The sequence below is a fragment of the Methylobacterium sp. Gmos1 genome (assembly GCF_053764715.1).
The window spans coordinates 1-19538 of the sequence record NZ_JBSNCC010000022.1 but is presented as its reverse complement, the minus strand read 5'-3'; the positions used below and the strand labels follow the sequence as shown (position 1 = coordinate 19538).

12 protein-coding genes are annotated in these 19538 nt (G+C 74.8%); 9 read left to right on the top strand and 3 right to left on the bottom strand.

Annotation, left to right across the window (positions count from 1 at the left end):
- Positions 1–73: 73 nt before the first annotated feature.
- Positions 74–715 (bottom strand): L,D-transpeptidase, encoded by a 642-nt coding sequence (locus ACS5PV_RS27770; protein WP_455398568.1) that lies wholly within the window; start codon positions 713–715, stop codon positions 74–76.
- Positions 716–834: 119 nt separating this feature from the next.
- Positions 835–2937 carry a prolyl oligopeptidase family serine peptidase gene (locus ACS5PV_RS27765; protein WP_455398567.1) on the bottom strand — a complete coding sequence of 701 codons (2103 nt, stop codon included), beginning with the start codon at positions 2935–2937 and terminating at the stop codon, positions 835–837.
- A gap of 179 nt (positions 2938–3116) precedes the next feature.
- Here ACS5PV_RS27765 and ACS5PV_RS27760 point away from each other — a divergent pair, with 179 nt between their 5' ends.
- Positions 3117–4268: a ceramide glucosyltransferase gene (locus tag ACS5PV_RS27760; protein ID WP_455398566.1), complete on the top strand. Its 1152-nt coding sequence runs from the start codon at positions 3117–3119 to the stop codon at positions 4266–4268.
- A gap of 356 nt (positions 4269–4624) precedes the next feature.
- Here the strand turns inward: ACS5PV_RS27760 and ACS5PV_RS27755 are convergent, their stop codons facing one another.
- Positions 4625–5020, bottom strand: coding sequence for a PilZ domain-containing protein (locus ACS5PV_RS27755; RefSeq protein ID WP_455398565.1), 396 nt, complete (start codon positions 5018–5020; stop codon positions 4625–4627).
- A gap of 204 nt (positions 5021–5224) precedes the next feature.
- Between ACS5PV_RS27755 and ACS5PV_RS27750 the strand changes: the two genes are divergently transcribed.
- From ACS5PV_RS27750 to ACS5PV_RS27715, 8 genes are all read left to right on the top strand, one after another.
- A complete protein-coding gene (locus ACS5PV_RS27750; protein WP_455398564.1) occupies positions 5225–7960 on the top strand; it encodes an ATP-binding protein in 2736 nt (911 codons plus the stop codon).
- 389 nt (positions 7961–8349) lie between these two features.
- On the top strand, positions 8350–9108 hold the full coding sequence (bcsS, locus tag ACS5PV_RS27745) for a cellulose biosynthesis protein BcsS (protein WP_455398563.1): 759 nt from the start codon (positions 8350–8352) through the stop codon (positions 9106–9108).
- 2 nt (positions 9109–9110) lie between these two features.
- Positions 9111–11849 (top strand): UDP-forming cellulose synthase catalytic subunit, encoded by a 2739-nt coding sequence (gene bcsA, locus ACS5PV_RS27740; RefSeq protein WP_455398562.1) that lies wholly within the window; start codon positions 9111–9113, stop codon positions 11847–11849.
- 15 nt (positions 11850–11864) lie between these two features.
- A complete protein-coding gene (locus ACS5PV_RS27735) occupies positions 11865–14099 on the top strand; it encodes a cellulose biosynthesis cyclic di-GMP-binding regulatory protein BcsB (RefSeq protein ID WP_455398561.1) in 2235 nt (744 codons plus the stop codon).
- Complete coding sequence (locus ACS5PV_RS27730) at positions 14099–15169, top strand: glycosyl hydrolase family 8 (RefSeq protein ID WP_455398560.1); 1071 nt, start codon at positions 14099–14101, stop codon at positions 15167–15169. The genes ACS5PV_RS27735 and ACS5PV_RS27730 overlap by 1 nt, the downstream gene beginning before the upstream one ends.
- Positions 15154–16974, top strand: a complete 1821-nt coding sequence (locus ACS5PV_RS27725) for a hypothetical protein (protein ID WP_455398559.1) — start codon at positions 15154–15156, stop codon at positions 16972–16974. The genes ACS5PV_RS27730 and ACS5PV_RS27725 overlap by 16 nt, the downstream gene beginning before the upstream one ends.
- Entirely contained in the window at positions 16971–17861 is an 891-nt protein-coding gene (gene bcsN / locus ACS5PV_RS27720; RefSeq protein WP_455398558.1) for a cellulose biosynthesis protein BcsN, read from the top strand. Before ACS5PV_RS27725 ends, bcsN begins: the two co-directional genes overlap by 4 nt.
- Positions 17862–17898: 37 nt before the next feature.
- On the top strand, positions 17899–19218 hold the full coding sequence (locus ACS5PV_RS27715) for a response regulator (protein ID WP_455398557.1): 1320 nt from the start codon (positions 17899–17901) through the stop codon (positions 19216–19218).
- Positions 19219–19538 lie beyond the last annotated feature (320 nt).

The window sequence follows — 19538 nt, the reverse complement described above, 5'->3', positions numbered from 1 at the left end:
CGAAGCGTTGGCAAGCCAACGCTTCGTCCGCTTAGGTGTCGCGCAGGGCGGCGTTCGGCAAGGCGGGTGCAGTTCAGTACGACGGGCCGTAGGAATAGTACGTCGCGCCGTAGGGCGACGGGTAGGTCGCGCCGACCGGCTGCCAGTCGTTGCCCCACGGATCGGCGGCGCGGCGACGCGCGACGCGGGGGGCCTGGGCGTAGCCGGCCTGCGTGAAGCCGTCCTCGTCGAGGCGCTCGCGGCGCACCCGCGCTTCCCGGCGCGGCGTCGCGCGGCTCGCGAGCGCGGTTTCGTCGCCGCCGATCACCACCCGGGTGTTGCCCATCCCCTCCGCCTTGACGAGGGAATAGAGCGTCGCGGCCTTGCCCGGCGCCAGGCGCACGCAGCCATGCGAGGCGGGGGTGCCGAGGCGGCCGGTATGGCTGCTGCCATGGATGGCGTGGCCGCGGCCGGTGAAGAAGATCGCGTGCGGCATCGGCGCGTCGTCCCACTCGCGCGAGCGGTAATCGGCCACCATGCGCGAGGGCGAGAAGGCGCCCCGCGGCGTGCTGTAGCGCTCCATGCCGGTGGAGACCGGCCAGTCGTAGAGCGTCTGCCCGTCGCGGGTCACGGTCATCCGCTGGGTGGTCTTGTCGACCCGGATCAGGATCCCGGCTCGCGCCTCGTTGATCCCGGCCACGCAGAGGGTGACGAGGAGAGCTGCTGCGGCGCGCATCGTGAAGGAATCCTTATCCGGCAGAAGGCGGAGGCAATAGGCCACGCTTGAGCACCGGAATGACGTGCGCGCCGCGCCCGGGTTCCCGGATCGTCCCGGGTTTTACTGCGCAGAAACCATTATGTGCCCGCCACCTCCGGCTCCCAGCCGATCGCCCGCCGCAGGAAGGCGGCGCCCAGCGCCGCGAAGGCGGCGGTCTCGGCGCTGGTCTTGCCGTGGGAATGGCCGCCGGCCTCGGGCTCGTAGAAGCGGGCGGGGTAGCCCAAGCCCTGGAGCTTCGCCGCCATCTTGCGGGCGTGGCCCGGATGCACCCGGTCGTCGCGCCGCGTCGTGGCGATCAGGATCGGCGGGTAGGGCCGGCCGGCTTCGGCCAGGTGGTAGGCCGAGATGTGCTGGAGGAAGGCCCAGTCCTGCGGGTCGTCGGGGTCGCCGTACTCGGCGATCCAGCTCGCGCCGGCGAGAAGCTTGGTGTAGCGCCGCATGTCGATCAGCGGCACGGTGCAGAACAGCGCGCCGAAGCGCTCGGGGTAGCGCGTCAGCATGTTGGCGATGAGGAGCCCGCCGTTCGAGCCGCCCTCGGCGGCGATGCGGCCGGGCCGGGTTACGCCGCGGTGCACCAGGTCGGCGGCCACTGCCGCGAAGTCGTCGTGGGTGAGCGCCTTGCCCTCGCGCCGCCCGGCCTCGTGCCAGCGGGTGCCGAACTCGCCGCCGCCGCGGATGTTCGCCACCACCCGCGTGCCGCCCTTGGCGAGCCAGAGCCGGCCGAGCACCGCCGAGTAGCCGGCGAGGTTCGTGACCTGGAAGCCGCCATAGCCCGAGAGGTGCACCGGCGCCTCGCCGGTCTCCCCGGGCGGGCCGGCCTGGACGTAGGGGATGCGCTCGCCGTCGCTCGACACCGCCTCGTGCCGGGTCACCACCATGCCGTCGGCCTCGAACAGGGACGGGGCCTGCTTCAGGAGCCTCGGGGCGGCGAGGTCGGGGCGGGTGGTCAGAAGCGTCGAGGGGGTGACGGGGTCGTTCGCCGCCACCATCAGGTCGCCGTTCGATTCCTCCTCCTCGCCGTCCATCGACCACACGCTGACGACGCCGAGCTCCGGTAGCCCCGCGACGCGGCTCTCGGCCCAGCCGCCCTGCGAGGGAGTGAAGACCGGAAACACCGCCTTCAAGTCGTCGAGGACCGAGATGACGAGGTGCCCGCCGGTCCAGAAGAAGCCCTGGAGCGCCCGGCGCGGGCCGGGGGTGAACAGGACCTGGAAATCACGGTCGCCGGCCAGGAACGCGTCGAGCCCGATGCCGAGCACGCTGTCGGCCGGGTGGGTCGCGCCGCCGACCGCCCACGGCGTGCGGGTGCGGATGGCGAGATACCCGCGGTGCCAGTGGGCGTCGGCATCGGTCGGGATGTCGAGGCGGGTCTTCGGCCCGGTGCGGTCGCCGAGGCTGATCGTGCCGTCGAAGAAGCCGGTGCGCTCGGCGAATACCAGGCGCTCGGGGCTGGCCTCCCGGTCCGGGTAGCCGTAGGCGACCATGCTGGTCGGGCCGGCGGAGAAGATCACCGGCGCGGCGAGCGGATCGGTGCCGCGCCGCCACAGCCGCACGGTGCGCGCGTAGCCGGCCGGCGTCGCGTGCTCCGGGCCGCCGAGCGGACTGGCCAGCAGCAGCGTGTCGGGATCGAGCCAGACCGGGATGCTCTTGGCCTCCGGCAGCGAGAAACCGTCCGGGACGAAGCGGCGCTCGGCCAGGTCGAACTCGCGCACCACCGTCGCGTCGCCGCCGCCGCGGGAGAGCTGGATCAGGGCGCGGGCGTGGCTGCCCGGCAGGCTCGCGGCGCCGCTCCACACCCAGTCCTCGCCCTCGTCGCGGGCGAGCGCGTCGAGGTCGAGGAGCACGTCCCAGGCCGGCTCGGGCTTGGCGTACTCGCTCTCCGTCGTGCGCCGCCACAGGCCGCGGGGATGCCCGGCATCCTGCCACAGGTTGTAGAGGAGCCCCCCGCGGCGGGTGACGCCCGGGATCTTGTCCGGCCGGTCGAGGGCGGCCTTCAGGCCGTCGCGGTCGGCGGCGAAACGCCCGTCGGCGAGGACTGCGAGCGTGTCGGCGTTCTGCGCCTCGACCCAGGCGAGGGCGCGCTCCCCGTCGATCTCCTCGAGCCAGAGATGCGGATCGTCGTCGGGAGCCCGGAGGGTCGGGCGGGGATCGGGGGTCGGCGGGTTGAGGGGCGAAGACATGCCTGGCTCGTCGGTTGGCGTTTCGCGGGAGGATCTAGCTGGGCCGCGGACCGGATCCAGGGTGATGCCGGAAAGGAACAGCGGCGCCCGGGCGTGCGGCAGCGTCATACGGCTGCAACAGCCCGTCTGTTTGAGGGAGACGACAGGGCGCGGGTCGGCACCGGCCCGGGAGAACCCGCATGACCGGTACCGGCTTTGCCGCCATCATCTGCCTCGCCCTCACGGTGATCAACCTCGCGAGCCTCGTGGTCGCGCTTCGCCGCCTCGGCCGGCCCGATCCGGATCCGGCAGGACGCGAGGACGCCCCCGTCACGGTGGTGCGGCCGGTCTGCGGCCTTGAGACCTACAGCGAGGAGACGCTGGCCTCGGGCTTTCGCCTCGCCTACCCGCGCTACGAGCTGATCTTCTGCGTCGCCCGCGCCACCGACCCGATCGTGCCGCTGGTCGAGCGGCTGATCGCCGCGAATCCGGGCGTGCCGGCCCGGCTGATCGTCGGCGACGAGCGGGTGAGCGACAACCCGAAGCTCAACAACTGCATCCGCGGTTGGGACGAGGCGCGCCACGACTGGATCGTGCTCGCCGACTCGAACGTGCTGATGCCGGCGGACTACATCCAGCGCCTGCGCGCCGCCTGGCGCCCCGACACCGGCCTCGTCTGCTCGACGCCGGTCGGCACCCGGCCCGGCAGCTTCTGGGCCGAGGTCGAGTGCGCCTTCCTCAACACCCTCCAGGCGCGCTGGCAATACGTCGGCGAGGCGCTCGGCCTCGGCTTCGCCCAGGGCAAGAGCATGCTCTGGCACCGCCCGCTGCTGGAGGCGCAGGGCGGTATCCGGGCGCTCGGCGCCGAGATCGCCGAGGACGCCGCGGCGACCAAGCTGGTGCGGGCGATGGGCCGCAAGGTCCACCTCGTCGCCTCGCCCTTCGCCCAGCCGCTCGGGCCCCGCCGCGCCGCCGAGGTGTGGTCGCGCCAGCTGCGCTGGGCGCGCCTGCGCCGCGTCACCTTCCCGCTGTTCTTCGCCCCCGAGATCGGCACCGGCGCGGTGATCCCGATGCTGGCGGCCTATCCGGCGGCGGGTGGGGGCCTCACCGGCCTCGCGGCGATGCTCGGCACCGCCGCCGCCTGGTACGGCGCCGAGTGGCGGCTCGCTGCCCGCAACGGCTGGCCGCGCTCCTGGCGCTGGCCGCTTACGTGTCTCGTCCGCGACCTCTCGTTCATCCCGATCTGGCTCGCCGCCTGGGTCGCCCGCGACATCGTCTGGCGCGGCAACGCCATGGACATCCGCACCAAGCCCGCTCGCCTCGGCGCCGACGCTCCGGCCGCGGTTCCATAATGCTTGACGAGCGAGCCGGACAGGATCACGCTCCCCACCGTCCCTCCCGCCCGAGGCGGGGAGGACTGAGACCGACGGAGGGAGGCATGACGCCACCCATGCGACGGGCCGCGACGATCGCCCCGGGTGCCGTCCGGGCCGGGCCGTAGCGGCGGATTGTTTCGGATGACGGAGCGGAGGCGGCCCCACGGGGCGGTGAAGCCACGCGACGCGTGCGCCTTCCGGTGACCGACGAGCCCCGACCTCGGTCGCTTCCGTTCTGTTGAGGAAGACCAGAAGCCTGCCCGGCGGGATTCATGTCCCGCGCGCGGACCTGCCGGACAGCCCGCAGCCCCCCGGCCGGGAACTGCCGCCGTTCACGCCTCCGGCGCCATCCAGATCCGGGTCAGCCGCGCCAGATGCACCAGGGCCTTCTGGAAACGCTCGGACGTCCCCTCGACCCGTGCGTGGATCCCGAGCGCGCTCAGGCTGACGATATGGGCCTCGACCTCGCCGATCGACGCCGCCGCGACCTGGATCGGGGAGCCCGGGACCAGCATGACCGTCGCCACCGGAGCGAGCAGCAGGCCACCGCGGCTCAGGTTCAGGATCTCGGTGCGGTAGCTCCGGCCGCCGTGGCGCAGCCGCGCCGACAGGGTGACGGGAAAGCGCCGGTCGCGCCGCCGCTCGCTGCCGAGCTGCACCGCGGCCACCATCGCCGTCGACGCTGGGGAAGCCGGACCGAACTGAGGCGTGTGTGACGTTGCTGTCATGACTGTTCTGGTCGCAGAGGTAGGTTAAGCCTCGTTTAATGAATCGGTGGTTAACCATCATCTGACAAATTTTCGCTCATTGACCGGGACCAGGCCCGCCATGACGATGGGATCCGAGGCAGGCCCGCGCCCGAGGGTGTTCCGGGCGCGGAGGACGGTGCGCCGCGCGGGGCTTCGCCGCGTGGCAGGACGGGGCGTGACGGCGTGAGCCGTGACGCGCGCTCCGGCTGGCGCAACCCCTTCGCCCGCCTGTTCGGGCGCGGCGCGGCGCGGCGGCTCGTCGATGCCTGCCCGGACCTCGTCGCGGAGATCGACGCCGCGGGCCGGCTCGTGCGCGCCTCGCCGGCGAGCCTCGCGCTGACCGGCCGCGCGCCCGAAACCCTCGCGGGGCTTTCCCTCACCGAATGGGCCCACCCGGAGGACCGTCCCGCCGTGGCGGCCCTCGTCGGCGGCGGCGCCCTGGTGCATCGCCTGTCCCACGCCGACGGGCGCTGGATCTGGGTCGAGACCCGCCTGTCGGCACAAGGACCGCCCTTCGTCGCGGCGATCCGCGACGCGGGCGCGCGCCAGGACGCGGAGGCGTCGCTGCGCGCGAGCCGGGCGCATTACCGCGCGCTCGCCGACACGCTGCCCCAGCTCGTCTGGATGGAGCGCACCGATACCGGCGAGACCGTCTACGCCAACCCGGCCTTCGAGCGCTATTTCGGCCCGATCGGCCCCGGCCGGGCGGCGCGGCAGGAACGCTACCACCCCGACGACCGGCCGCGGATCACCGCGGCGCTGGTCGAGGGCGGCAGCGGCGAGGCGAAAGGCCGCCTGCGCGACCGCGACGGCGCCTATCGCTGGCACCAGCTCTCGTTCCAGCCCCTGCGCAAGGACGACGCGCTCCTCGGCTGGCTCGGCTCGGCCCTCGACATCGACGATATCCTGGCCGCCCGCAAGGCGCTGGAGGAGACCGGTGACCTCCTGCGCCTCGCTCAGGACGCCGCCGGCGCCGGCCTGTTCGACCTCGACCTCGTCACCCGCGAGGTGACCCTGGCGCCCGAGAGCGCGCGGCTGCACGGGCTGCCCGGCGACCGGCCGGCGGTGATCGGGCTCGGCGCCTGGCTGCGCCGGCTGGTGCCGCCGGACCGCAAGCCCGCCCTCGCCGCCTTCCGCGGCGCGGTGGCGGGCGGGGGCACCGTCGACATCGCCTTCCGGGTTACGGTACCCGGCGGCCAGCGCTGGATCCAGGCGATCGGCCGGCTCTGCCGCGACCGCGACGGGCGGGCACTGCGGATCACGGGCCTCAACCTCGACGTCTCGGCCCGCAAGGACGCGGAGGCCGGGCTCGTCGCCGCCAAGGCCGCGGCGGAAGCGGCGAAGGTCTCGGCGGAGGCGGCCAAGGTCGCCGCCGAGCGGGCGAATGCCGCCAAGACCGACTTCCTCTCGGCGATGAGCCACGAGATCCGCACGCCGCTGAACGCCGTGATCGGCTTCACCGGGCTGCTCGCGCAGGCCGACGACCTCGAGCCGGAGCTGCGCCGCTACGCCGGCCTCGCCCGCGCCTCGGCCGGGGGTCTCCTGACGCTCGTCAACGACATCCTCGACTTCTCCTCTGTCGAGGCCGGGGCGGTGGCCCTGCGGCCCGAGCCGTTCGCGATCGAGGCCTTGGCCGAGGGCTGCCTCGGGGTGGTCGGGGCGGCGGCCGCCGAGAAGAGCCTCGCGGTGACGAGCACCATCGACGCGAGCCTGCCGCGCCACCTCGTCGGCGACGAGGCGCGGCTGCGCCAGATCCTCCTCAACCTCCTCAACAACGCGGTGAAGTTCACCCCCCGCGGCAGCGTCGCCCTGTCCCTGCGCCACGAGGGCAGCGGCGCCTCCGGGGAGCGGATTCGCTTCTCCGTGTCTGACACCGGCATCGGCATCGCGCCCGAGACGCAGGGGCGGCTGTTCGAGCGCTTCTCGCAGGTCGACAGCTCGATCCGCCGCGACTACGGCGGCACCGGCCTCGGCCTCGCCATCAGCCGCCGCCTCGTCGAGGCGATGGGCGGCGAGATCGGGGTGATCTCGGCGGCCGGCCGCGGCGCGACCTTCTGGCTCACTCTGACCCTGCCCCGGGCCGAGGACCAGGCGCCGCCGGAGGCCCGCGCCGCGACCCGGCCGGGGCGGGCGGGCCGCATCCTCCTCGTCGAGGACATCGAGGTGAACCGCGAGCTCGCCTGCCTGATGCTGCGCAAGGCCGGCCACGGCGTCGACGTCGCCACCGACGGGTTCCAGGCGGTGCGGGCCGCCGAGGCGGGCGCCTACGACCTCGTGCTGATGGACGTGCAGATGCCGGGCCTCGACGGCACCATGGCGACGCGGCTGATCCGCTGCCTGCCCGGCCCCGCCGGGCGGGTGCCGGTGATCGCCATGACCGCCAACGTGCTGCCGGACCAGGTCCAGTCCTTCCGCGAGGCCGGGATGGACGACCACCTCGGCAAGCCCTTCACCCCGGCCGAGCTCGCCGCGCTCCTCGACCGCTGGCTCGACCGCGACGACGGCGCAGGAGAGGGCGCCGTCGAGGACGAGCCCGCCCTCGACCGGGCGCTCTACGACGGCGTCTGCGCCTACCTGCCGCCGGAGGCGGTGCGCCGCCTCCTCGGCCACCTCGCCGAGCAGGTCACCGGGGCGCTGGCCGGGGAGGGGACGGAGGCCGCCGGACGGGCGCGGCTGCGCTTCGAGGCGCACGGCCTCGTCTCGGCCGCCGGCATGCTCGGCTTCGCGGCCCTCTCCCGGTCCTGCGCCGAGCTCGAATCCTGCACCGAGGACGAGGTCGCCCGCGATCCCGCCGCCTTCGCGATGGCGCTCGCCCGCGCCCGCGCCCGCTGCACCGCGGCGGCCTTCGAGACCCGCCGCCTGATCTCGGACCTGGAGGCCGATGCAGTGGCGCCGGCCGGTCTCGGCCGGACGGCTTAAGGTGCGTGGGGAAAGGGGATGATGCGATCTCCTCGCGGACCGGAAGCCTCCGGCCCGGTCCCGATCGATCTCCGCACCAGCTGATGCCGCGTTCTCAAGTCGAGCGCTCCCCCCCCTCTCCCGTGTGGGAGAGGGGATCCCGCGTCTTCCGGAGTAGGGTGGAGGTAGTCAGGAGCGGCCTCTGAGGTCAGCCCCCCGCCTATCCCGGCGCCGCTGTGGACACCGATCCCCAGCCGCCTTGACTCGCCCCCGTGGTCTATCCCGCCCACCCGAAATCATCCTGAAGGATGTAAGACTGAATCGCACGGGATGCCGCCCGTCCCGGCAAGGTCCGCTTAATGATGCGGGCGCGATCCTGGCCTTGTTGCAGGGTCAGGTGGCGTTTCGACATGCACCGCAATCTTACCCGCGCCGTGGTCCGGCGCGGCCCGTCCTCGCGCGTCCTGTCCGGATGCGCCCTCGCTCTCACGGCGGCCTGCGGCCGGCCGGCGCTCGCAGCCGACTGGTATACCGGCGCCGAGGCGCCGGGCGCGCAGGACGCCTGGATCGTCTCGGTCGACACCTCGGCGACCGTCAGCTCGCAGGGCTCGCAATTCGCCGGCGCGACCGCGACCGCGGCGCCCGCCGGCTCCCTGCTGACCAGCGGCCTGCGCCTGCGGGCGGACACGCTGATCGGCTCGTACCGGTCCGGCACCGGGCTCGGCCAGCAGGCGGAGGTCGCGGCGCTCCTCGGCTACGGCTGGGTCTGGCCCGAGGCGGTGCTGTCGGCCTTCGTCGGCCTCAACGTGCGCCGCAACGAGGTGGCGGGGCTGGATGCGGGCGCACGCAACGCCGGCGGCCTCAAGGCGGCGCTCGACCTCTACGCCCGGCCGACCCCGGGCACGATGGTGCACGCCACCGGCACCTATTCCAGCACCTTCAACGCCTATTACGGCCGCCTGCGCGGCGGCGTCGCGGTGATGGGCGGCTTCCTCGGGCCCGAGGCGGCGCTCCTCGGCGACGACTACTACCGGCAGTGGCGGATCGGCGCCCATTGGAGCGGCTTCCAGTTCGGCGCGCTGCAATTCGGCGTCGCCGCCGGCTACCTGCACGACCAGACCCGCAAGGGCGGCCTCTACACCACCGTCGACATGCGGGCGGGCTTCTAGAGATGGCCGCCGCTCTCCGCTGGACCGCCTGGGCGCTGTCCGCTCTCCTCACCGTCGGGCTCCTCGTCCAGCCGGTCGGCCCGGCGGCGCAGACCTGGCTCTGCGCCGCCGCCTGCGCCGGCATGGCCGCCCTGTGGCTGCTGGCGCCGCGCCGCGGCCTGCCCCGGCTCGCCTTCCTGGCGCTCGGCACCCTGGTGGTGATCCGCTACGTCTACTGGCGCCTCACCGGCACGCTGCCCTCCCTCGACGATCCCGTCGGCCTCGGCTTCGGCCTCGTGCTGCTCGGGGCGGAACTGTACTGCGTGCTGATCCTGGCGGTGAGCCTGATCGTCAACGCCGATCCCCTGGTGCGCGCCCCCGTCGCGCTGCCGGCGGAGGCGGAGCTTCCCGCCGTCGACGTGCTGATCCCGAGCTACAACGAGTCGACCGAGCTGCTCGCCGTCACCCTCGCGGCGGCGCTGAACCTCGACTATCCGGCTCAAAAACTCACCGTCTGGCTCCTCGACGACGGCGGCACCGACCAGAAATGCGCCGATCCGGATCCGCGCAAGGCCGGAGCCGCGAGGGCGCGCCGGGCCGAGCTCCAGGCCCTCTGCACGGAACTCGGCGCCCGCTACCTGACGCGGGCGCGCAACGAGCACGCCAAGGCCGGCAACCTCAACAACGGTCTCACCGCCTCGCGCGCCGAGATCGTGCTGGTGCTGGATGCCGACCACGCGCCGTTCCGCTCGTTCCTCGCCGAGACGGTCGGGCTGTTCTCGCAGGACCCCAACCTGTTCCTGGTCCAGACCCCGCACGTCTTCCTCAATCCCGATCCGGTCGAGCGGAATCTGCGCACCTTCGCCCGCATGCCGTCCGAGAACGAGATGTTCTACGGCGTGACCCAGACCGGGCTCGACAAGTGGAACGGCTCGTTCTTCTGCGGCTCGGCGGCGCTCCTGCGCCGGTGCGCCCTCGACGCGGTCGGAGGGTTCTCCGGCATTACCATCACGGAGGATTGCGAGACCGCCCTCGACCTGCACGGCAAGGGCTGGACCAGCGCCTATGTCGGCCAGCCGCTGATCGCCGGGCTCCAGCCCGAGAGCCTGGCCGACTTCATCGTCCAGCGCGGCCGCTGGTGCCAGGGCATGATCCAGATCCTGATGCTCAAGAACCCGCTGACCAAGCGGGGCTTACGACCGATCCAGAAGCTCGCCTACCTGTCGAGCATGACGTTCTGGTTCTTCCCGCTGCCGCGGCTGATCTTCATGCTCGCGCCGCTCCTGCACATCTTCTTCGACGTCAAGATCTTCGTCTCGTCGGTGGACGAGGCCCTGGCCTACACGGCGACCTACATCATCGCCAACCTGATGATCCAGAACTACCTGTACGGCCACGTGCGCTGGCCGTTCGTCTCCGAGCTGTACGAGTACGTCCAGGGCGTGTTCCTGGTCCGCTCGATCGTCTCGGTGATCGCCTCGCCCCGGCGCCCGAGCTTCTCGGTCACCGCCAAGGGGGCGGGCCTCGACCACGACCACCTCTCCGCCCTGGCCTGGCCGTTCTTCGCGATCTTCTTGGCCCTGGCCGCCGGCTGCGGCATGGCGGCGTGGCGCTACCTCTACGAGCCCGGCGTCACCAGCCTGATGCTGGTCGTCGGCCTGTGGTGCGGGTTCAACCTGGTGATCGCCGGCGTCGGCCTCGGCGTCGTCGCCGAGCGGCGCCAGGACGAGCGCGTGCCGAGCCTGCCCGTCGGCCGGCCGGCGCTCGCGATCGTCGGGGACGAGCGGGTGCCGGTCGTCGTCGAGCGGATGAGCACTGACGCCGCGACCCTGCGCCGGAGCGACGGCGCGCCATGGCCGGCGCTGCCGGAGGGCGGCGCGCTCCAGGCCGGAGCGGGCGCGCCCTTGCGATTCTCGTGGCAGGCAGCGCCGGCGCCGGACCTGCGCGTCGTCGCCTTCTCGGCCCTCGCGCCGGCCGAGTACCGCACCGTGGCGGGGCTGATGTACGGCGATGCCGGCGCCCTGCGCGCCTTTTTGAAAGGACGCCGGCGCCACCGCGACCTCCTCACCGGCACCCTGCGCTTCCTCGCCTGGGGCGTCGCCGAGCCGGTGCGGGCGGTGTCGTATCTCGGCAAGCCGGCACCCAAGGCTCAGGCGATCCTGCCGGCGCCCGTGCCGCACGCGATGCCGGCCCCGGCGGAACGCGCGGCCGAGAGTGTCCCGGCCGTCGCGGCGCCGGCGCTCGCCGCAAGCGCCGAGCCGGCCCCGCAGAGGATTCTGGCCGACGAGATCGCCCGCGAGCGCTCGGGCCTCGCGCCCGCTCTCGCCGCCGCTCCGCCCGCGCCGGTGATCCCCCCCGCGCCCCCGGCGGAGATCGCTGCGACGATCCGGACCGAGCCGCGTCCCGCCATCGAGGACCCGGCGGCCGCGGGCCCCGTGGCCGCGGTCGCTGCCCCTGCCGCCGCTCACGCCCCGGCCGCGCCGGAACGCTCCCCGACCGAGGCTCCGGTGGACGAGGCCGCCTGGCGGACCGCCATCGCCGGCCTCCTCGCCGCCGCCCCCGACCTCGCCGCCCCGCGGCCCGACGCGGGTGCGCTCGACGCGGCGGCCTGGAGCGAGAGCATCCTGGCGCTGGCAGGCACCGCCCCGGTCACGATCGCGACGCCGCGCCGGGCGCCACCCCTCGACTCCGTCCCAGCCACGCCTGCCCGCGACACCCTCGCGGACCCGCGCGGTGCGGCCGCCGCCCGTAACGCCGCCTGAGAGGAGCACTCCCGGATGCGCCGCCTCCTCGTCGCCACGCTCGTCCCGACCCTCGGCGCGGCCCTCAGTGCCGCGCCCGCCCCGGCCCAGACCTTCTCGGGCTTCGGGCCGGCCCCGACCATGGTGCTGCCGGGCGGGCGCGCCCCGGCCCCGGCTCTCCCGCCCACCGCGCCGCCGCCCGTCGCGACGGATCCGACCCTGCGCCGGCTCCCCGCCACCGCGGCGCCCCTGCGGCTCTGGGGCGAGACCGGCACCGTGACCTGGCCGCTCTTCGTCACCGCCGCCGAGGCGCGGGCGGGCGGGCGGTTCCAGCTCGGCTACCTCTCGGCGATCTCGGTCCTGCCGGAGGCCTCGACCCTGCGCGTCGCCCTCAACGGCGCCGAGATCGGCCGCGCGGCGATCGACGGCGTGCGCGGCCTCACGCGCGAGAGCATGACGATCCCGCCGGGCGCCCTGCGTCCCGGATTCAACGCCGTGACGGTCACGGTGGACCAGCGCCACCGCGTCGATTGCACGGTCGCGGCGACCTACGAGCTGTGGACCCAGATCGACCCCGACACGACCGGCTTCGTCACCGCGGGGGAGGGGGTCGCCGACCTCGCCGACCTCGCGGCGGTCCGGCCCGGCCCGGACGGCGCCGTGCCGCTGCGCCTGATCCAGACCGGCGAGCGCCTGTCGGAGCGCCGCGTCGAGGGCCTCCTCGCCGGGGCCCAGGCCCTGGCGCTCGCCGGCCGGTTCGCCCAGCCCCTTGTCTCCTTCGCCCCGGCGCCCGAATCCGGCGACGGCCTCGCCCTGGCGGTGGCGCCCGCGCCGGAACTCGCCCGCAGCCTCGACATCGCGGCCCTCGGTCCCGTCACCGGCCCGCGCCTCGCGCTCCTGCCGGGCCGGCCCGACCGCCGCCCGGTCGTCGTCGTCACCGGGGCGGACGAGGCGGACGTGACGGCGGCGCTCGCTGAGCTCGGCGCGCTCGCCGCGGCGCCGCCGCAGGGCACGCCGGAAGGGTTGGCGGCGCTACGCGACCGTGACGGCCGGCGGATCGCCGGCGGCGAGAGCCTCACCCTCGCCGATCTCGGCCTGTCCGACGCGGTGGTCGGCGGGCGGACCCATCGGCTCAGCCTCGATCTCGCCCTGCCGCACGACCTGCTGGCCGCCGACTACGCCAAGATCGCCCTCGACCTCGATGCCACCTACCCCGCCGGCCTCGCGCCGGGCGCGCAGGTCAGCGTGGCGATCAACGGCGAGGCGGCGGGCAGCGTCCCCCTCGGCAAGGCCGGCGGCGAGACCCTTCACCGGCGCACGGTCTTCCTGCCCCTGCGCCTGCTGCGCCCCGGACTCAACCGCATCACCCTGCTCGCCGAGCTGCCGCGCCCCGAGGACCGCTCCTGCTCGGCCCCGGCCGGCGAGCGCCTGAGCTTGCGCGCCAGCACCCGCCTGACCATCCCCGACCTCGCCCGGATCGCCCGCCAGCCCGATCTCGCGGCCACCGCAGCCGTCGGCTTCCCGTACCGGGCGGAAGACCGCGCCCCGACCCTGTCCGTGCCCGCCCCCGACCGCGACACGATGGCGGCCGCCGCCACCCTGGCGACGCGCCTCGGCCTGGCGGCGGGCCGGCCGATCCCGTTCGCCTTCGCGGCCGGGCGCAGCGGCGTCGTCGGACCGACCCTGGTGGTGGCGGCCCTGCGCAGCCTCGACGCCCCGCTCCTCAAGGCCGCCGGCCTCGACCCGCAGGCCCTGCGCGACGCCTGGGTGAAGGGCGACGCCTGGACCAAGCGCGACGAGCCGGCCCCCGCGCCGGAGGCGAGCCCGGCGCTCCGCCGCCAGCTCCTGCGCCGAGGCGGCATCCCCGGCTGCCGCGGCCCCGCGACGCCGGCGCCCGGTCTGCCCGAGGCCGCCCTCGTCCTCGCCCAGGCGGTGACCGGGCCGGCGCGAGACGACGTGCTGACCCTCGTCACCGCCGCAAGCCCCGGCGCCCTGAGCGAGGCGACCGCCTGCCTCGTCCAGCCGCTCGTCTGGAGCCGGCCCAGCGGCGCCGCCACCCTCCTATCCGCCGACGGCACGGCGGCGGCGCGCGATCCCGAATCCGCCCGCTTCGTCGCCACCGCCCCGGCCTCGTTCGGCAACCTGCGCCGCATCGCCGCCGGCTGGCTCTCCCTCAACCGCGGGGCCTACGCCCTGATGGCGCTCGCCTGCGCCGGGCTGCTCGCCGCCTCGACCCACCAGCTGGTGCGCAACCTCGGTAGGAGAACGTGATGGCGGACGTGACGAGGCTCGTGACCCTTCTCCTCGCGCTGCTGGCCCTCTCGACCGCCGCCGCGGCCGCGGCCCCGCCGCTTGCCGACCACGACGGCTGGCGCGCCTACAAGGCCCGCTTCGTCACCGAGGCCGGCCGGGTCGTCGATACCGGCAACGGCGGCATCAGCCACAGCGAGGGCCAGGGCTACGGCATGCTGCTCGCCGCGCTCGCCGGCGACCGCGCCGCCTTCGAGCGGATCTGGACCTGGACCCGCGCCAACCTGATGGTGCGCGACGACCAGCTCCTCGCCTGGCGCTGGGAGCCCGACCGCCGCCCGGCGATCGCCGACATGAACGACGCCGCCGACGGCGACCTCCTGGTTGCCTGGGCGCTGGCCGAGGCGGTGGCGCTGTGGAACGATCCCTCGCACCGGGTCGCCGGCCGGCGCATCGCGGTCGAGCTCGGCCGCAAGCTGATCCTGCCGCGGGCGACCCACGGGCCGCTGCTGCTGCCCGGCGTCGCGGGCTTCTCCGCCGAGGACCGGCCCGACGGCCCGGTGGTGAACCTGTCCTACTGGATCTTTCCGGCCTTCGACCGGATGCCGCTCCTCGCCCCCGAATTCGACTGGGCCGGGCTCGACCGCAGCGGCCGCCGGCTGATCCGCGCCGCCCGGTTCGGGGCGGCGCGCCTGCCGAGCGAGTGGGTCTCCCTGGCGGAAGCCGCCCCGAAACCCGCCGACGGCTTCGCGCCCGACTTCGCCTACAACGCGTTGCGCATCCCGCTCTACCTCGCCATGGCGGGCACGAAAGATGCCGATCTCTATGCGCCTTTCCTGAGCCTCTGGCCGCGGCCGGAGGCCGGCAACCTCCCCCTCGTCGACGTCGCGAGCGGCAAGGTCACTGCCCGCCTCACGGAAGCCGGCTACGGCGCCGTCCCGGCGCTCGCCGCCTGCGCCGCCCGCGGCACCCCGTTCCCGCCCGCGCTCGCCCGGGTGCGGGCCGAGACCGAGCACTACTACCCGGCGACCCTGCAGCTCCTGGCGCTCGCCGCCCTCAAGACGAGGTATCCCGCATGCGCCCCGCGCTGATCCTCGCCCTCGCCCTCGTCGGGGCGCCGGCCGCCGCTTCCGGGACGCGGCCCGACGAGACGGCGTTGCGCTACTACGCCGCGCAAGCGCAGCCCGAGCGGGTCGCCGCCGAGGCCGAGCGCCTGGCGCGCCGCTTCCCGGGCTGGACGCCCCCCGCCGATCTCTGGACCGCCGAGCCGGGCGCCGAGGACGAGGAGGGGTTCTGGGACCTGCTCAATGCCGGTCGCCTCGACGCCCTGCGCAAGGCGCTCGCCGAGCGCGCCAAGGCCGAGCCGGGCTGGACGCCCTCCGGCGCCCTCGGCCGTGCCCTCGCGCGCCGTCAGCTGCGCGACGAGGTGAGGGGGCTCGTCAAGGCCGGCCGCTGGTCCGACCTCGCCGCCCTCGCCGACCGGCGCCGGCCGGAGGTCGAGGCGGGCGAGCCGGAGGTGGCCTGGAGCGCGGCGGAAGCGCTCGCCCGCGCCGACCGGGCGCCGGAGGCGGTCGCGCTGTTCTCCCGCGCGCTCGCCGCCCCCGGCGCGAGTGCCGACGAGCGCCGGGCTGGCCTGCTCCGGGCGCTGCCGCTGCTGCCGATGGCCGAGATCGACCGGCTCGGTGCACGAATCCCGGCCGACGACCTCGCGCCGATCCGCATCGACCTGATCCGCGCCCGGATCAGCGCGGTCCTGCACGACGAGGCCGGCCAGGCGGTGGCGCCCGCCGACCTCGCCGCCTTCCAGGCCTATGCGGCGGCGGCGCCCGATCCCGACCAGCCGGCCCTGGTCGCCTGGTACGCCTTCAAGCGCAGCGACCTGCCGGAGGCCCTGTCCTGGTTCAAGCGCGCCATCGCCCGCGGCGGCGACGCGATGGTGGCGCACGGCCTCGCCCACACCCTCCTGCGCCTCGGCCTGCGCCGCGAGGCCGAGGACGTCGCCTACGCCTGGCGCGAGCCGCTGGTGAACAACTCGCTCCTGTTCATCGACATCCTGGAGCGCGACCTGACCCGGGCGGTGCCGCCGGCGATCGAGCCCGAGCGCCTGCGCCGCTACGCGGAGGTGACCGCCGCCACCGCCTCGGGGGAGGGTGCGCAGGCGCTCGCCTGGTATGCCACAAACACCTGCCAGTTCGACGCCGCGCTCGCCTGGTTCCGTCGCGCCGTGGCGTGGTTCCCGAAGGAAGCGACCGTCTACGGCTACGCCCTCGCCCTCCAGCGGGCGGGCCAGCAGCGCGCCTTCGTCGAGCTCGTCAACCGCTACGACGGGCTGTTCCCGCGGGTGGTGGGCCTGCTGTTCTCCGCCCGCTCCGACCGGCCCTCGCCCTGCGACGCGCCCGCCTCCCGCCCGGCCGAGCCGATCGCCCGCAGCACCTATCTCGACCTCGGAATCCGGCCGGAGACCGCCAAGGACGCCGGCAAGGCGGAAGCTCGCGGCCGCGTGCCCCAGCCCGACGCCCTCGAGGCGCCGTCCGCTCCGCTCGTGCGCCGCAGCGATTTTCCCGTGGCGGTGACGGCGGAGAACGACCTGCGCGCCGCGCCCACCGGCAGCCCCCTCGCCGCACCCGCTCTCGCCGCGCGGCCGTCCGAGCGCCTGCCCACGACCGCGCGGCGGGTGCCCGGCGTCGGGCCGATGCCCTACGAACGCTACGGCTACGCGCTCCTGCCGGCCTGGACCGGCGAGACCGGCCCGAGCGTCCCGAGCGCCGCCGAGCGTCCCGCCCCCCTCGGCACCCTGTGGTCGGCGATGCAGGCGGTCCCCGCCGAGCCGCCGGCACCGCGCGACGTCGCCACCACCGGCGCCATCCTCCCCAAGCCCCGGAAGCCCGTGCCGTGATCCGCCCGCTCATCCTCGCCGCTGCCCTCACCCTCGGCGCCTGCACCGCGCAGGAGCGCGCCGCCGCGCCGCGCTTCACGAGCCTCGACGCCGCCCTGCCGGCCGGCGCGCTCCAGCGGCGTCCCACGCCGGTCGTCGTCTTGCCGTCCTGGATCGGGCGGGCGATCGCCCTGCGCGAACGCGACGGCCTGGCTGGGTTCGAGCAGGCGATCACGCTCCGCCCGCCCGGGGCTCGCGGCGGACGCGACGACCTCGTGCTGGTCTCCTCTCCGACGGACGGCGCGCTCGACGCCGTCGTCGGCGGCAAGCCGACCGAGGCCGGCATCCGCGCCGAGCTCGCCGCGGCCTTTCCGGGCACGGCGATGCAGGTCGTCACCCGTCCCTCGGCCAACGCCTACGGCCCCTACGGCCTCGCGATCGGCCGCGATGGGGCGGTGCGCTGCCTCTACGCCTGGCAATGGATTCCCGACGCCCCGGTGCTCGCCGGCGGTACGCCGACGCCCTTGTCGTTGCGCCTGCGCCTGTGCCGGGACGACGTCACCCTGGAGGCGATGGCCGCCGCCGTGACGCAACTGCGCCTGGTACCGCGCTTCTCCGGCGAGCCGGTGGCGGCGCCGGCCCGCGTCGCATCCCGCCCCGCTCGCCCGCGCAAGGAGGCGGTTCGCTACGCCCGCCCGGCGCCGGTCGCCGCGCCGGCGCCGTCAGGCCCGCGCTACCTCGGCGAGGCGGTCGAGCGCCCCCCGTCCGCGATCGGCGCGAGTGCCGGCGCGATGCGCAGCACGCTCGCGGGCGCCATCGACGCCCCGTCCCCCGCCCTCGCGAGCCTGCCCCCCGACGCGGCGATCCTGCCGCCGGAGGCCACGCGCGGGCCCGCGGCCCGCCCCTGACAGACTATCTCCCGAACGCGACTGAGCGGAGTACCCGATGAGCCTGCGCCTTCTCGTGGTCGAGGACGACCCCGGCTTCCAGGACCTCGTCCGCGCCCTGTGCGAGCGCCGGGGCGACAGCGTCGACGTGGCCGCGGACGGCTTCCTCGGCCTGCGCCTCCTGAGCGAGCGCCGCCACGACGTGGTGATGATCGACTACCACCTGCCGGAGATGGACGGCTACGCGCTTGCCCGGCTGATGCGCGAGATCTCCCGCCCGGAGGACGGGGTGCGGCTGATCGGCGTCACCGCCGACCGGCACGGCCTCGCCTCGCGGCGGGGCGCCGATGCACGGTTCGACGCCATCCTGGTCAAGCCCCTCGACCCGGAAGCGCTCTACGCCGCCCTCGACCGGCTGACCCGTGCCGAGGCCCCGGCCCCCGAGACCGGCGCCGACGCGGTCTGGCGCCGCTTCGGCCTCACCGGCCGACCCCGCGCCCTGATCTGCCCGACCCCGGGCGCCGCCGAGGCCGCGGCCTTCGCCCAGGCCTTCGTGCCGGTGACGCGGGCCGCCGAGGCCGACCTGATCCTGCTCAGCGGCGAGGCCGGGCTCCCGGCCCTGCGCGCCGCCCGGGCCGAGATTCCGACCCGCCCGGTCCCGACCGTCGACCTCACCGGGCGCCTCCCGGGCGCCTGCGACGTGTCGTTCCGGGTCGGCGATCCGGCCTCCTGGGCGGCGGTGGCCGAGGCCTGCACCGGCTTTGCCGCCCGCCGGGCCGGCCTCGTCCCAGGGGAGGGACCGGCCGATCCCGTCGCTCATCTCCTGGCGCTGCTCCACGTCTCCGCGCGGGACCTGCCGCTGGCGGGCGGGGAGGGCGGGCTCGCCTACGAGACCGGCCTGTCACCGGCATCCCTCATGGCCGCCGTGCTGACCCTCACCGAGGCGGGGGCGCTCGCCTGCGTGGCGGCCGGCACCGGGGTGAGCGTGCGCCTGACCGAGGCCGGGACGCGGATTGCGGCCGCCGGCATCCCGCCGGGTGGATCTCGCTGCCCGCCGCAGCCCGCCCGTGCGCCGGTGCTCGACGCGCGCAAGACCGCCGAGCTGGCGCGCCTGATCGGTGAGGCGGAGCTCGGCCGCCTGCGCGACCGGCTGATGGGACAGCTCGCCACCGCCTTCGCACCGCAGGCCGACTTGGTCACCCTGGCGCACGAGGCCCACGTCATCGTGGCGATGGCCGGAAGCCTCGGCTTCGAGGATCTGGCGGTTGCCTGCCGCGCGCTGGAGGCCGCCATCAAGACGGGGACCGGCTTGGCCGAAGCGGTGGCCGAGGCCCGCCGCGCCGTCGCCGACGCGCGCAGCCATCGCGTGGCCGCCTGAAACCGGGAGGGGAGGGGGCGTCTGTCGCGAGAGCTTCACAAAGGAGTTGACGGGACCGAATCAGGGGCCTAAACGACCACCCATCGGCGCCGGCCGCTTCCGCGGCCCGGGCGCTGAACCGTCTTCGAGACAGTCTGGGCCGGCAAGCCTGACCTTGGTCAGGTGCTGGTCCCGTCGTCGCCGATGACAGCCGGATCGCTCCGGCCCGCTCTTTGACAAGTTCATACGAGAAAGAGAAGCGTGGACGGCGTCGTCCCTGCGGATCCTGCCTTCTGGGTGGGATCGTGAGTAGGATGATGCTGGTCTGACGTTTCGGTGCT

What these genes read in the sequence shown, in the direction of transcription:
- ACS5PV_RS27760 (WP_455398566.1), top strand. Translation starts at nt 3,117, where the DNA reads ATGACCGGTACCGGCTTTGCCGCCATCATCTGCCTCGCCCTCACGGTG.
- bcsA (WP_455398562.1), top strand. Translation starts at nt 9,111, where the DNA reads ATGGCCGCCGCTCTCCGCTGGACCGCCTGGGCGCTGTCCGCTCTCCTC.
- bcsS (WP_455398563.1), top strand. Translation starts at nt 8,350, where the DNA reads ATGCACCGCAATCTTACCCGCGCCGTGGTCCGGCGCGGCCCGTCCTCG.
- ACS5PV_RS27725 (WP_455398559.1), top strand. Translation starts at nt 15,154, where the DNA reads ATGCGCCCCGCGCTGATCCTCGCCCTCGCCCTCGTCGGGGCGCCGGCC.
- ACS5PV_RS27715 (WP_455398557.1), top strand. Translation starts at nt 17,899, where the DNA reads ATGAGCCTGCGCCTTCTCGTGGTCGAGGACGACCCCGGCTTCCAGGAC.
- ACS5PV_RS27755 (WP_455398565.1), bottom strand. Translation starts at nt 5,020, where the DNA reads ATGACAGCAACGTCACACACGCCTCAGTTCGGTCCGGCTTCCCCAGCG.
- ACS5PV_RS27735 (WP_455398561.1), top strand. Translation starts at nt 11,865, where the DNA reads ATGCGCCGCCTCCTCGTCGCCACGCTCGTCCCGACCCTCGGCGCGGCC.
- ACS5PV_RS27730 (WP_455398560.1), top strand. Translation starts at nt 14,099, where the DNA reads ATGGCGGACGTGACGAGGCTCGTGACCCTTCTCCTCGCGCTGCTGGCC.
- ACS5PV_RS27765 (WP_455398567.1), bottom strand. Translation starts at nt 2,937, where the DNA reads ATGTCTTCGCCCCTCAACCCGCCGACCCCCGATCCCCGCCCGACCCTC.
- ACS5PV_RS27770 (WP_455398568.1), bottom strand. Translation starts at nt 715, where the DNA reads ATGCGCGCCGCAGCAGCTCTCCTCGTCACCCTCTGCGTGGCCGGGATC.